A 13,382-nucleotide genomic window follows, 5' to 3' on the forward strand; every position below is an offset into this window, starting at 1 on the left:
CGGCGCAGGCCGGGGTCCAGGGTTGCTGGGCGCTTCCCCTGCCGCTCCTGGACCCCGGCTTCCGCCGGGGAACAAGGATCGCCGAGGCGCTTAGCCTCAAATCATCGCCATGCCGCCATTCACATGCAGCGTCTGGCCGTTGACATAGCCCGCCTCGCGGCTGGCGAGATAGACCACGGCCGCGCCGATGTCCGCGCCATCGCCCAGATCCCCGACCGGAATCTTCTGCAGGATCGCACCCTTCTGCGCGTCGTTCAGCGCATCGGTCATCGCGGACCGGATGAAGCCCGGCGCGACGCAATTGACGGTGATGCCCCGGCTCGCCAATTCCTGGCCCAGCGATTTGGACATGCCGATGATCCCGGCCTTCGACGCGCAATAGTTGGACTGGCCCGGATTGCCGGTGACGCCCACGACCGACGTGATCGAGATGATCCGCCCGAAGCGCGCCTTCATCATCGGCTTGGCGGCGGCACGGCACAGCCGGAATGCGGCTTCCAGATTGACCGCAATCACGGTCGACCATTCCTCATCCTTCATCCGCAGGATCAGATTGTCGCGCGTCACGCCCGCATTATTGACCAATATGTCGAGCTTGCCGCCCAATGCCTCGACCGCCTGCGGCACCAGCGCATCGACCGAAGCCGGGTCCGACAGGTTGCACACCAGCGTCTTATGATCCCCGCCCAATTCGGCCGCGAACGCCTTGAGCTTCTCTTCATTGCTGCCCGACAGCGCCAGCGTGGCGCCCTGCGCGGCCAGCGACCGGGCAATCTCGGACCCGATCCCGCCGGACGCGCCCGTCACCAGCGCGGTCATTCCTGTGAGGTCAAACATGGTCAGTCTCCCTTGAACATTGGTGGGCGGCGGTCGAAGAAGGCGTCGATCGCCTCGTCATGGTCCGCCGTCGCATGGGCCAGCGCCTGCATCGCGCCCGCCATTTCGAGTATCTGGTTCAATTCCGCCGTCTGCGCCGCACGCAGCAGCCGCTTGGTCATGCGCGTGGCATGAGGCGGATTGGCGGCGATGGCGTCGGCTTGCGCACGCGCGACGTCCATCAGGTCCGCGTCGGGCACCACAGCACCCACCAACCCGATCCGCAGCGCTTCCTCCGCATCGATCGTCTCGCCGGTCAGCGACAATTGGCTGGCCTTGGAGAAACCGACGATACGCGGCAACAGCCACGCCCCGCCATCCCCGGACACCAATCCCAGCTTGACGAAACTCTCGGCAAAGCGCGCCGATTGCGCCGCAATGCGCAGGTCGCACATGCAGGCGAGGTCCATCCCCGCACCGATCGCAGGGCCATTGACGGCCGCGATCACCGGCAGTTCGATCGCCTGGAACAACAAGGGCAGCCGCTGGATGCCCGCCCGATAATTGCGCCGCGTCTGCGCCGGCAGTCCCGCGCGCAGCCCGCCCGCGTCGGGCCGCATCGCGTTCAGGTCGCCACCCGACGAAAAGGCGCTCCCCGCACCGGTCAGGATCGCGACATGGATCGACAGGTCGCGATCCGCCGCCTCGAACACGGCACACAGCGCATCGACCATCGCCGGATCGGAGATCGGATTGCGCCGGTCGGGCTGGTTGAGCGTGACCGTCAGGACCGCGCCATCCAGCTGGGTGAGGACAGCGCTCACAGCGCGCCCAGCGCCGCCTCGATATCGTCCATCGTCACGATGCTACGCACGGTGGCATCGGGCGCTATGCGCTTGATCATCGGGCTCAACACCTTGCCGCCAATTTCGACAAATTCGGTAACGCCCGCGTCCCACATCGCCGCCACGGATTCGCGCCAGCGTACCCGGCCGGTAACCTGCTCGACCAGCCGCAGCTTGATCTCGTCCGGCTCTGCAATCGGCGCGGCCAGCACATTGGCATAGACCGGCAGCAGCGGCGCGACCAGCGCGACCTCGGCCAGGGCCTGCGCCATCGCATCGGCAGCAGGCTGCATCAATTCGCAATGGAACGGCGCGGACACCGGCAGCAATATGCCGCGCTTGATGCCATGCTCCTTCACCATCGCCACGGCGCGGTCGATCGCCGCCTTGTGGCCCGAAATCACGACCTGGCTTGGATCATTGTCGTTGGCGACGGCACAGACTTCGCCCTGCGCCGCGGCATCCGCCAAAGCCTGCGCCTTTTCGATGTCGGCACCCAGCAAAGCGGCCATGGCCCCCTCGCCCACTGGCACGGCTTCCTGCATCGCATAGCCACGCCGCTTAAGTAGCCGCGCCGTCGTACCAGCATCGAGCGCCTCCGCCGCGCACAGCGCGCTATATTCGCCCAGGCTATGCCCAGCGACATAATCGCCCTTCTGCGCGATCGAGAAGCCGCCTTCGCGCTGCATGACCCGCAACGTCGCGATGGCATTGGCCATGATCGCGGGCTGCGCATTTTCGGTGAGGGTCAGTCGATCCTCCGGTCCTTCGACCATCAACCGAAACAGATGATGCGACAGGGCGTCATCGACCTCCTGAAACAGCTCCCGCGCGGCGGGACTGGCGTCGGCCAAGGCCTTGCCCATGCCGACCGACTGGCTGCCCTGACCCGGAAATACAAATGCGCGCATCATCCATCCTCTAACCATCAACCAAAAAAGCGCCGATATTCAACGTCGTTACACTTTGAGACATAAATGCCATTGAGACGTACACGACCCTGCGGCAGTCAGGTCGCGCACGCTTTCCCGCCATCTGTTTCGGCGCGTGGCGGCCCCTTTAACGATGACGGAGTGCTAGGAAAAGGTGCGATATCGCTTTGCAGGGATATGTGGGACGGCGCTGAGCCTGTCGGCCTGCGCCGTCGGCCCGGACTATCGACCGCCACAGGCCGTATCGATGGGGGTGCCCGCCACCTATTATCAGAATGTCGGCACGCCGCAGAATGAGGCCGATCTGGCCCAATGGTGGACCCGGCTCAATGATCCGACGCTCTCGGCCCTGATCGATACGGCGATCGCCAACAATCTGGATATCGTCCAGGCCCAAGCCCGGCTGCGCCAGGCGCGCGAAAGCCTGGCACAGACCAACGCCGCCTTCCTGCCGCAGCTCAATGCATCGGGCAATGGCGGCAAGAATTACCGCAGCCAGGCAGGCGGCACCCGTGTCGATGACAGCGGCAATGTCATCAGCACCGGTGCCAGCAACTGGTCGAGCAGCTATTCCGCCAACACATCCGCCAGTTGGCAGATCGACCTGTTCGGCGAACTCTCCCGCTCGGCCGAAGCCGCACGCGCCGAACTGGCGGGATCAGGCTATGACCTGGCGACCGTGCGGATGACGATCATTTCCGAACTGGTCACCAACTATGTCCAGGCGCGGCTGGCGCAGGAACAATTGCGCATCGCCCGCGAAACGCAGCAGGTGCAGCAGGATAATTTCGATATTGCCGGTTGGCGCTTGCAGGCAGGCCTCGTCTCCTCGCTCGATGAACAGCAGGCCCGCGCGCAACTGGCGCAAACCCGCGCCTCCATCCCGCAGCAGGAAGCGAACCTGCGCGGCAGCCTCAACCGCATCGCCGTCCTGACCGGACAGGCGCCGGGCGAAGCGACCCGCACGCTCGAAACGCCCGCCCCCATCCCCACCGCCACGTCGCAGATCGCCCTTGGCATCCCCGCCGATACGCTTCGCCAGCGGCCCGACGTGCGCAGCGCCGAACGCGCCCTTGCCGCGGCAACCGCGCGGATCGGCGTGGCGGAAGCGCAACTCTATCCCTCGCTTGGCATCAGCGGCAATCTGGGCACCACGTCCAATGCCTTCAGCGATCTGTTCAGCCTGATCACCGGCGGCCTCTTCGCCAATGTGTCGCAAGTCATTTTCGACGGCGGCCGCTTGGCCTCGCAGGTCCGATCGCAACGGGCGGCAACCGACGCTGCCTTTGCCGCCTACAAGCAAAGCGTGCTGACCGCCCTGGAGGATGTCGAAAATGCGATGGCCTCGCTCGCCAGCGCGCGGGCACGGCAGGCCGAATTCACCATCGCCTATGATGCATCGAACAATGCCGCCCTGCTGGCGCGCAGCCAATATCAGGCAGGCCTTATCGACTTCCAGACGCTGTCGAATAGCGAAACCACCCTTTTGAACGCCCGCAACAGCCTCGCCACCGCCCGTTCAGACGAAATTCTCGCCATCGCCCGCCTCTATGATGCCTTGGGCGGCGGTTGGCAGAGCATGGACAACCGCCCCATCGATGAGCAAAAATCATGAGCAATGACGTGACCACCGATCCGGCCCTCGACGAATTTCTGGGCGCCAAGCCCGCCAAACCCTGGCGCAAATGGGCGATCCGGGGCGGCGTCGGCGTCGCGCTGCTCATCGCCATCCTGTTGGTGTCGCAGTGTTTTTCGGGCGACGACAAGCCCAATTACGCGACCCGTGAAGTGCGCAAGGGCGACCTGACCGTTGCCGTCTCCGCCACCGGGAACCTCAAGCCCGTCAATCAGGTCGATGTGGGGTCCGAACAGTCGGGCAAGATCACCGCCGTCTATGTCGACGTCAATGATCGCGTCACGCGCGGCCAGCGGCTCGCCGAACTCGACACCCGCCGCCTGGTCGATTCCGTGAACCAGAACCGCTCGCAAGTCTCCGCTTCCCAGGCCAGCGTCGCCCAGGCCCAGGCCCAGGTCGCGCTTGCCAAGGCGACGCTCGACCGCCAACTCAACGTCTATCAATTGTCGGGCGGCAAAGTGCCCGCCAAGACCGAGATCGACACGGCGCGCGCCAATTATCAGGGCGCAGTCGCCAGCCTGCGATCGGCGCAGGCGCAGGTCGATGTGTCCCGTGCCCAGCTCTCGTCTGCCCAGACCAACCTGTCGATCGCGCAGATCGTCTCGCCTGTGACCGGCGTGGTCCTCTCGCGCGATATCGAGCCGGGCCAGACCGTGGCGGCGTCCTTCAACGCGCCGGTGCTGTTCACCATCGCCGAGGATCTGACCCAGATGGAAGTCGAAGTGTCGGTCGATGAAGCCGATGTCGGCCAGGTCAAGGACGGCCAGAGCGCGACCTTCGCCGTCGACGCCTTCCCCGGCCGCACTTTCCCCGCGACCGTGTCCCGCGTGAATGTCGGCTCGAACGCCAGCAGCACCTCGTCTTCCTCTACCACCACGACCAGCACGACCGGCACCGTGGTCGCCTACACCGCCGTTCTAACCGTGAATAACGAAGATGAAACGCTGCGTCCGGGCATGACCGCCACCGCCGACATCGTGACGCAGGAATTGCACGACGTGCTGCTGATCCCCAACAGCGCCCTGCGCTTCAAGCCGAGCGCGGGCGCAAAGGGCGGCGGCATCACCAGCGTCCTGCCCGGCCCCGGCCGGATGCGGCGCGGCGGCAATGCGCGCCAGGTCAATTTCGGCGCAGGCAGCAGCCAGACCGTCTATGTGCTGGGCGAAGACGGCAACCCCAAGGCGGTGCAAGTCACCATCGGCGCCAGCGACGGATCGCGCACCGCCATCACCGGCGGCGAGATCAAGGAAGGGATGCGCGTCATCACCGGGCAATTGGCTGCGGGCCAGGAAGCCCCGGCCGAAGACCAGCGCCCCGCCGCAACCGATGCCAAGGCCCCCGATCGCCAGCGCAATCCGGCAACGGACGGCAAGCCCGCCAGCGTCGGCTCGCTCGGCAATTCGGGCGACAAGGCCCCCGAAACCGCCCCCGTCGCCCCCACCGAAACGCGCGGCACTGGCCGGCCGAGCGGGACGTAAGGCGCATGGCGATTGCACCGATCATCTCGCTGCGCGGGGTCACAAAAGTCTATGGCGAAGGCCCGACCGCCTTTCAGGCCTTGAAAGGTATCGACCTCGACATCGAACAGGGTGATTTCGTCGCCGTGATGGGACCATCCGGCTCCGGCAAATCGACGACGATGAACATCTTGGGCTGCCTGGACGTCCCATCGGCGGGCACTTTCCTGTTCAAGGGGCACCATGTCGAAACGCTGGACCGTGACCAGCGCGCCCTGCTGCGCCGCCGCTATCTCGGCTTCGTGTTCCAGGGCTTTAACCTCCTCTCCCGCACCACCGCGCTCGAAAATGTCGAACTCCCGCTCATCTATCGCGGCGAGGACAAGAAGACGCGCTATGAGCTCGGCATGGCCGCACTCGACAAGGTCGGCCTCAAGGAGTGGTGGGACCATACGCCCGCCGAACTGTCGGGCGGCCAGCAACAGCGCGTCGCCATCGCCCGCGCCATCGTCACCAGCCCCGACGTGCTGCTGGCCGACGAACCGACCGGCAATCTCGATTCCGAACGATCGGTTGAAATCATGGAATTGCTGACCGATCTCAATCAGAACAGCGGCATCACCGTGCTGATGGTCACCCACGAACCCGACATGGCCGCCTTCGCGCGAACCATCGTCCATTTCAAGGACGGCCTGGTCGAACGCATCGACAATGAGGTGCCGGCGTGATGGGGATAGCGATCAAGCCGTCTCCCCGCGGGGGAGAAGGATACGCAGCCTTAAGCGCGAAGCGACTTAGGCGGAGTTGGAAGAGGGGGGTATGCCCTCGCGGCGGATCGCTGCCCCCTCTCCAAGCGGGGCTAGCCAGCAAGCTGGCAAGCGCCGCTATCCTCTCCCCCAAGGGGCGAGGAGACTTGGGATGCTAGGCACCACCATCACCCTCGCCTTCCGCGCGATCAACCGCCACAAGCTGCGCAGCTTCCTCACGACGCTGGGCATCATCATCGGCGTTGCCGCCGTCGTCACCATGGTGACGCTCGGCAATGGCGCGACCGCGGCCGTGCGCGAGCAGATCAGCTCGCTCGGTGCCAACGTCCTGCAATTGCGGCCCGGCCAGGGCTTTGGTCGCGGCGGCGGCGGCCCCCGCCCGCCCGATTTCAAGCCTGCCGACCTCACCGCCATCCAGAATCAGTTGACCGGCGTGCGCGCCGTCGCGCCGCTGGTGCAGTCGAGCGGCACCGCCATCTATGAAGGCAATAACTGGTCCACCACCGTCTATGGCACGACATCGGCCTATTCCGAGGTGCAGCAATGGACCACCGATGTCGGCCGCCTTTTCCTGCCCGAAGAGGAAGAGGCCGGTCGTCCGGTCTGCATCATCGGCAATACCGTGCGCACCAACCTGTTCCAGGGCGCGGACCCGGTGGGCAAGCGGATGCGGATCAAGGGCATTTCCTGCCAGGTGATCGGCGCGCTCAAGACACGCGGCCAGGGCGGCTTTGGCGATCAGGACGATGTCGTCGTGATGCCGATCAAATTCGTGCAACGCCGCTTCACCGGCGACCGCGACATCAGCCAGATTATGGTCGCGGTGGACGATGCCTATGACACCAGCACCGTGCAGACGAGCCTGGAAGAACTCATGCGCGAACGGCGCAAGATCAAAGCCGGGTCCGAAGACAATTTCAACGTCTTCGACACCAAACAGATCAGCGACACGCTGACCGGCACCACCACCATCCTGACCCAGATCGTCGGCGCGGTGGCCGCCATCTCGCTGCTGGTCGGCGGCATCGGCATCATGAACATCATGCTGGTGTCGGTGACCGAGCGGACCCGCGAAATCGGCATCCGCCTCGCCATCGGCGCGGTCGCGCGCGAAGTGCTGATGCAGTTCCTGGTCGAAGCAATCGTGCTGTCCTGCCTTGGCGGCCTGATCGGCCTGCTGCTGGCGCTGGCCGCAACCGCCGCCATCGCCCCGCTGATGCAGGTGCCCTTCCTCTTCGACATCAAGGTCAACCTGATCGCCTTCGTCTTTTCGGCGGCGATCGGCGTCGTGTTCGGCTATTTCCCCGCCCGACGCGCAGCCGCCCTCAACCCCATCGACGCCCTCCGGCACGAATAGCAGACAGTTCATCCTCCACCGGCGGGGGATCGTTGCGATATTCATCATCCACAAGTTTTTACGTCATCCCCGCGAAGGCGGGGATCCATCTCCGGACCTAAAATCAAGACGATAAGGTGGGAGATGGATTCCCGCCTTCGCGGGAATGACGATGATTCGTAAGCGATCCGCATTTCGCAACGATCCCCCGGCGGGGGAGGTGGCTGGCGCAGCCAGACGGAGGGGTGTCCAGCTATTAATCTAGAGCATGATGACTTTGAGTCGCATCACTCCGTTCGCCCTGAGTAGGGGCTGAGCTTGTCGAAGACCCGTATCGAAGGGTCGGCTGCGCTGTATATCCTTCGATACGCCATTTGCCCTTCGGTCGTCTGCGACTCCGACTTCGCTCAATGCCTGTCCTTGCATATTGGGGTTGGCATTTATTTCAGCCTTGGTTGAATTGGTGCCGACCTGTCTGGGGTCATGACCCCGGACAGGTCGGAGCGGATAGGCTGTGCCTGTCCTTGGGCATAAAGCTCGCGATCCTCAGCAAAGCCGTCCGCTCCATCCATGATCGTCTCGAACGGTTGCCTGAGCCTTGAGCTCGTATGCAAGGTGGAGAAACATGATGTCGAACCAATATGTTGCCGTCGATGTATCTAAGGCGGCACTCGATATTGCCTTACCGGGGGCTAACGGGGTTTGGCGCCGTACCAATTCGGTGGCAGGGATCGCGGCTTTAAGAAGGCGGCTCGCGACCCTTGAACATCCCCATATCGTCTGCGAGGCAACGGGCCGCTATGGCCGGTTGCTCGCTCGCCAGATGGGAGCGGCGGGGATCGCCATGAGCATCGTCAATCCCAGGCAAGTGCGGGATTTTGCTAGAGCGAGCGGTCAACTCGCCAAAACCGATGCGCTTGACGCTGGCATCATCCTACGCTTCGCTGACGCCATGCAGCCCGCCAGAACACCGCCAACACCTGAAAATCAGGCTCGCCTTGCCGAGCAAGTGCGCAGAAGGCGGCAACTGGTCGGTATGCTGGCTACCGAAAAGCAGCGTCTGTCCGGCCTCGATGACGCCGAAACGCTGGCTTCGATCCGCGAGCATATTGCCTTCCTGCAAGGACAAATCGGCCAGTGCGATGCGCGCATAACGGCTGAAATCGAGGCTGATGCCACGCTCGCGCGCAAAGCTATGCTGCTGGAGTCTATTCCAGGCATCGGCGCCACGACAGCGGCAGTGCTGATCGCCGAACTCCCCGAACTTGGTATCGCTGACAAAAAGCAGATCGCAGCCCTTGCCGGCATCGCTCCCATGAACCGTGACAGCGGCCAGTGGCGCGGTCAGGCGCATATTACCGGCGGCCGACTCTCGGTCAGATGCGCGCTCTACATGGCAACATTACCCGCCATCCGCTTCAATCCAACCATCCGCGACTTCTACCAGCACCTCCGCGCGGGAGGCAAAGCGCCCAAAGTCGCCATCACCGCCGCCATGCGAAAACTCCTCATTATCGCAAACGCCATCGTCCAGCAGGATAAACCATGGGCCAATCTCGCTTGACACCCAATACGGTTGCTGAGCGCCTGCCTTGGCAGGCAGTCGAAGGGGCTACTCAGGACGAACGGTTCTGAGTAAAGTCATCACGCTTGTCTTATGACTTTGTGGTCCGTTCGGGTCAGGATGCGATGTCCGGTCCGGGGTGGCCACCCCGGACCGGACGGAAGGGGACGGATCGCAAAACCGCTGGTCGTGAAGGGACCGGGTTAGAGTAGGATCGCCCCTTTCTTTTTCATCAGGCCCGAACGGATACCGGGGCTTTTAAGGCCCGGATGACAAGCATGGGACAGCGAAAAAGATGAGCAACTCTCTACCACAAACCATCGGCATCGACATCTCCAAAGCGACGTTGGACTGCTATGTCCATCCCATCGGGATCGAGCGCCAGTTCCCCAACACCACCAAGGGCCACAAGACCCTGATCGCATGGGCCGGGCAATGGGAGGTCGAGCGGATCGCCTATGAGGCTACCGGCATCTACCACCGCGCGCTGGAGGTCGCGCTCGGCCATATGCCCTGCGTCAAGCTCAACCCGGAACGGGCAAGGCGCTTCGCTCAGGCGACAGGCACGCTCGCCAAGACCGATCGCATCGACGCCAGGCTGCTCGCACGGATGGCGGTGACGCTGAAACCCCCGGTCAGGCCCGCCCGAAGCCCGCAGCAGAACCAACTGGCCGAACTCGTCAACGCCCGCGATGGTCTGGTGCGTGATCGCACCGCGCTCAAAAACCGCGAAAAGAACCTCACCGTCACGCTGCTTAAGCGCCAGTGCAGCCAACGGCTCGAACAGATCGCTCGCCACATCGCTGCGCTCGACGCTGAAATCGCGGCCGTCATTGCCGCAGATGAAAAGCTCGTCCGGCGCCACCACATTCTCACCAGCATCGCTGGCCTCGGCACACTCACCGCCAACCAGATCATCGCCACCATGCCCGAACTCGGATCGCTCGATAACAAGCAGGCTGCCTCGCTCGCCGGACTTGCCCCGGTCGCGCGCCAGTCCGGCCAATGGAAAGGCAAAAGCTTCATCCGCGGCGGTAGGGCCAATGTCCGACAGGCTCTCTACATGCCTGCTCTGGTCGCCGCCCGATTCAATCCAAACCTCAAGGCCAAATACCAGCAGCTCATCGCTGCCGGAAAACCCGCCAAAATCGCCATCACAGCCATCATGCGAAAGCTCATCGTCACCGCAAATGCGCTACTCAGGGCAGATCGTCTCTGGACCACAGCATGCGCTTGACCATCACGGATACTCTAGCGCACAAACCCCTGAAATCCGGCTCTTCCTGAACAGTCATTCAGGCAAAACCCCCATTTGATACATTTTCCGACACTCTTTGCCCCTTCCCGGCACATCCCTGCGACAAGCGGGGCCTATCTCTGTCTTCGACGCCAGAGACGGCGCCCGAAACACAGGCAAAGGAGCAAGCACATGTTCAAGAAGATCATCATGGCCCTGGCCACCACCACCCTGGTCGCCAGCCCCCTCATCAGCGCGCAGGCCCAGGCACAAAGCTACGGCGCGCAGCACCGCCAGGAACAGACCCGCACGGTCGTCAAGCAAAAGCCCAACGGCCGCACCGTGGTCAAGCAGAAGACCGTCGTGAACAAGACCGGGGTACGCAACAATGGCAATGTCGTCTATCGCGGCAACGCCTATCGCCCGAACCGCGCCGCCGTGGTCAATCATCGCTGGGCCAAGGGTCAGCGCTTCGACCGTCGCCAGGCCGCCAATTATCGGGTGATCAACAATTATCGCGGCTATCGCCTCAACGCCCCGCCGCGCGGCTATCAGTGGGTCCAGTCGGGGAACGACGCGGTCCTGATCGCCCTCACCAGCGGCATCATCGGCGCGGTCATCGGCGGCGCGATCCGCTAAATCCCATACCTCCCGACAGCCGGAGGGTCGCACGGATGCCCCAGGGGTTCTCTCTCCCCCCTGGGGCATTTTCCTGTCTAATCCAGGTTAAATACCCCATATTAAGGGATTTTCCTCTATAAGATACCAAAGCGCCGAGCCGGGACCATCCATGCCACTACATCATATCATGTATATCAGCACCGTCGTCGGCACGGTCACGCCGCAGGAGTGCGCCGCCGTCGCGCAACTCTCTGCCGTCAACAATCAGCGCGACGATGTGACCGGCCTCCTGCTGTTCAACTCGCGCCGCTTCCTCCAGGTGCTGGAAGGGCCAAGGGATGCCGTCGAACGCATCTTCGCCCGCATCTATGACGACCCACGCCACCGCGCCGTCGTCAAGCTGCGCGAGGGCACGATCGAGACACGCGAATTCGGCCAATGGGCCATGGCCTATGACGACCCCGCCCGGCCGTCGAACAGCTTGAAGGACAAGGTCGCCGCCCTGCTCGAACGGGCCGGTCCCTCGACCCGCGCGCACTTTATGGGATCAGCCGACCTGCACCGCCCGGCCGTCCGATAAGAGATCAGACCAGGCCGGTCAGATAATAGACCGCAATCACGACAAAGACGGTCAGCGTCTTGATGAGCGTCAGCGCGAAGATGTCCTTATAGGCCTGCCGGTGGGTCAGCCCCGTCACCGCCAGTAGGGTGATGACCGCGCCATTATGCGGCAAACTGTCCATCCCGCCCGACGCCATCGACGCAACCCGGTGCAGCACCTCGCGCGGAATCCCCGCCGCATCGCCCGCCATCAAGAACTGGTCCGCCATCGCCGCCAGCGCGATCGACAGGCCACCCGATGCCGATCCGGTGATCCCAGCGAGCGACGTCACCGTAATCGCTTCATTGATCAACGGATTGGGGATAGCCTTGAGCGCCTCCTTGACGACCAGAAAACCGGGCAGCGCCGCGATCACCGCCCCGAACCCATATTCCACCGCCGTATTCATCCCCGCCAGCAAAGCGCCGCCCACCGCCGCCTTCGACCCTTCGGCAAAGCGCTTGGCCACCGTTCGAAACGCGAAGGCAAGGATCGTCGCAATGCCGAGCAGCAAAGCGCCCTCCACCGCCCATAGCGCGGACACCTGCGCCACTTGCACCTCCACCGGCGCAGCCATCCCCACCAGTGACAAGGTGACGACATCGCCGCTCACCCAGCGCGGAATCGCCATCGTCAGCAGCAGATTGCCCACCCCCACCACCAACAGCGGCAGCAGCGCGATCAGTGGATGCACCGGGGCGGCGTCCTCCACCGGCTCCGGCTCGTTGACCAGCGTTTCAGGCGCGCCATAGCCCTCGCCCGCCGCCATCAGCGTCCGTCGCCGCCAGCCAAGATAGGCCAACCCCATCGCCGCGATGCAGACCGACCCGATCGTCCCCAGCACCGGCGCCGCCCAAGTGGTCGTGCCAAAGAAGCTCGTCGGAATGATATTCTGGATCTGCGGCGTGCCGGGCAACGCGTCCATGGTGAAGGTGATCGCGCCAAGGCCAATGGTCGCGGGCACCAGTCGCTTGGGAATGTCGGCGCGGCGAAACATCTCGGCGGCAAAGGGATAGACGGCGAACACCGCGACGAACACCGACACCCCGCCATAGGTCAGCAATGCCGTCACCAGCATGATTGCCGGAATCGCCCGCCCCGCGCCCACCACGCCGATCACCGCCGTCACGATCGCGCGGGAAAAACCCGAAATCTCGACCAGCTTGCCAAACAGCGCGCCGAGCAGAAACACGGGGAAATAGAGTTTCAGAAAACTCGCCACCTTCTCCATGAACAGCCCCGAAAAGGCAGCAGGCACGGCGGCCGGATCCGTCAGCAACACCGCCAGCATCGCCAGCACCGGCGCCATGATAATGACGCTCATGCCCCGATAAGCGGCGATCATCAGCAGGATCAGTGACAAGGCGGCAATCGCAACGGCCATATACTCTCCTGCTCCTCAAATTTTATGTCCGTTCCCCGGCGAAGGCCGGGGCCCAGTCCAAACCTAACAACTGGACCCCGGCCTTCGCCGAGGAACGCTTTGCCATGGTGGCGCACTATCTATATTCAATCTGCGCTGGCAAGTCTGGCGGATCACATAGCCACGCGAGCCCCTTGCCTTTCCCCC

Annotated in this window: 12 protein-coding genes; 8 read left to right on the forward strand and 4 right to left on the reverse strand. The window is 63.6% G+C overall.

Going from position 1 to position 13,382, the window contains the following annotated elements; all coding sequences use genetic code 11:
• Positions 1-96: 96 nt before the first annotated feature.
• From fabG to fabD, 3 genes are read right to left on the reverse strand one after another with little or no spacing between them, the layout of a single operon-like run.
• Entirely contained in the window at positions 97-837 is a 741-nt protein-coding gene (gene fabG / locus ACZ2HM_RS06285) for a 3-oxoacyl-[acyl-carrier-protein] reductase (protein WP_470426520.1), read from the reverse strand.
• A 2-nt stretch (positions 838-839) separates the two neighbouring features.
• A complete protein-coding gene (locus ACZ2HM_RS06290; protein WP_470426521.1) occupies positions 840-1,640 on the reverse strand; it encodes a crotonase/enoyl-CoA hydratase family protein in 801 nt (266 codons plus the stop codon).
• Positions 1,637-2,572, reverse strand: a complete 936-nt coding sequence (gene fabD / locus ACZ2HM_RS06295) for an ACP S-malonyltransferase (RefSeq protein ID WP_470426522.1) — start codon at positions 2,570-2,572, stop codon at positions 1,637-1,639. The genes ACZ2HM_RS06290 and fabD overlap by 4 nt, the downstream gene beginning before the upstream one ends.
• 175 nt (positions 2,573-2,747) lie before the next feature.
• Between fabD and ACZ2HM_RS06300 the strand changes: the two genes are divergently transcribed.
• From ACZ2HM_RS06300 to ACZ2HM_RS06335, 8 genes are all read left to right on the forward strand, one after another.
• On the forward strand, positions 2,748-4,208 hold the full coding sequence (locus tag ACZ2HM_RS06300) for an efflux transporter outer membrane subunit (RefSeq protein WP_470426523.1): 1,461 nt from the start codon (positions 2,748-2,750) through the stop codon (positions 4,206-4,208).
• Positions 4,205-5,707: an efflux RND transporter periplasmic adaptor subunit gene (locus ACZ2HM_RS06305; protein ID WP_037476047.1), complete on the forward strand. Its 1,503-nt coding sequence runs from the start codon at positions 4,205-4,207 to the stop codon at positions 5,705-5,707. Before ACZ2HM_RS06300 ends, ACZ2HM_RS06305 begins: the two co-directional genes overlap by 4 nt.
• Before the next feature lie 5 nt (positions 5,708-5,712).
• A complete protein-coding gene (locus ACZ2HM_RS06310) occupies positions 5,713-6,414 on the forward strand; it encodes an ABC transporter ATP-binding protein (protein WP_470426524.1) in 702 nt (233 codons plus the stop codon).
• 190 nt (positions 6,415-6,604) lie between these two features.
• On the forward strand, positions 6,605-7,810 hold the full coding sequence (locus ACZ2HM_RS06315) for an ABC transporter permease (RefSeq protein WP_037479463.1): 1,206 nt from the start codon (positions 6,605-6,607) through the stop codon (positions 7,808-7,810).
• 607 nt (positions 7,811-8,417) lie between these two features.
• Entirely contained in the window at positions 8,418-9,353 is a 936-nt protein-coding gene (locus tag ACZ2HM_RS06320; RefSeq protein ID WP_470425211.1) for an IS110 family RNA-guided transposase, read from the forward strand.
• 295 nt (positions 9,354-9,648) lie between these two features.
• Positions 9,649-10,590, forward strand: a complete 942-nt coding sequence (locus ACZ2HM_RS06325) for an IS110 family RNA-guided transposase (protein ID WP_006966739.1) — start codon at positions 9,649-9,651, stop codon at positions 10,588-10,590.
• Between the two features lie 192 nt (positions 10,591-10,782).
• A complete protein-coding gene (locus ACZ2HM_RS06330) occupies positions 10,783-11,229 on the forward strand; it encodes an RcnB family protein (RefSeq protein ID WP_037475149.1) in 447 nt (148 codons plus the stop codon).
• A gap of 151 nt (positions 11,230-11,380) precedes the next feature.
• Positions 11,381-11,791 (forward strand): BLUF domain-containing protein, encoded by a 411-nt coding sequence (locus ACZ2HM_RS06335; protein WP_470426525.1) that lies wholly within the window; start codon positions 11,381-11,383, stop codon positions 11,789-11,791.
• A gap of 4 nt (positions 11,792-11,795) precedes the next feature.
• On the opposite strand, the gene ACZ2HM_RS06340 is transcribed toward ACZ2HM_RS06335, so the two are convergent.
• A complete protein-coding gene (locus ACZ2HM_RS06340) occupies positions 11,796-13,196 on the reverse strand; it encodes a GntP family permease (RefSeq protein WP_037475145.1) in 1,401 nt (466 codons plus the stop codon).
• Between the last annotated feature and the right edge of the window lie 186 nt (positions 13,197-13,382).

The organism is Sphingobium sp. KKT206 (genome assembly GCF_055640555.1).

What these genes read in the sequence shown, in the direction of transcription:
- ACZ2HM_RS06305 (WP_037476047.1), top strand. Translation starts at nt 4,205, where the DNA reads ATGAGCAATGACGTGACCACCGATCCGGCCCTCGACGAATTTCTGGGC.
- ACZ2HM_RS06325 (WP_006966739.1), top strand. Translation starts at nt 9,649, where the DNA reads ATGAGCAACTCTCTACCACAAACCATCGGCATCGACATCTCCAAAGCG.
- ACZ2HM_RS06310 (WP_470426524.1), top strand. Translation starts at nt 5,713, where the DNA reads ATGGCGATTGCACCGATCATCTCGCTGCGCGGGGTCACAAAAGTCTAT.
- ACZ2HM_RS06340 (WP_037475145.1), bottom strand. Translation starts at nt 13,196, where the DNA reads ATGGCCGTTGCGATTGCCGCCTTGTCACTGATCCTGCTGATGATCGCC.
- fabG (WP_470426520.1), bottom strand. Translation starts at nt 837, where the DNA reads ATGTTTGACCTCACAGGAATGACCGCGCTGGTGACGGGCGCGTCCGGC.
- ACZ2HM_RS06335 (WP_470426525.1), top strand. Translation starts at nt 11,381, where the DNA reads ATGCCACTACATCATATCATGTATATCAGCACCGTCGTCGGCACGGTC.
- ACZ2HM_RS06330 (WP_037475149.1), top strand. Translation starts at nt 10,783, where the DNA reads ATGTTCAAGAAGATCATCATGGCCCTGGCCACCACCACCCTGGTCGCC.
- ACZ2HM_RS06315 (WP_037479463.1), top strand. Translation starts at nt 6,605, where the DNA reads ATGCTAGGCACCACCATCACCCTCGCCTTCCGCGCGATCAACCGCCAC.
- ACZ2HM_RS06320 (WP_470425211.1), top strand. Translation starts at nt 8,418, where the DNA reads ATGTCGAACCAATATGTTGCCGTCGATGTATCTAAGGCGGCACTCGAT.
- fabD (WP_470426522.1), bottom strand. Translation starts at nt 2,572, where the DNA reads ATGCGCGCATTTGTATTTCCGGGTCAGGGCAGCCAGTCGGTCGGCATG.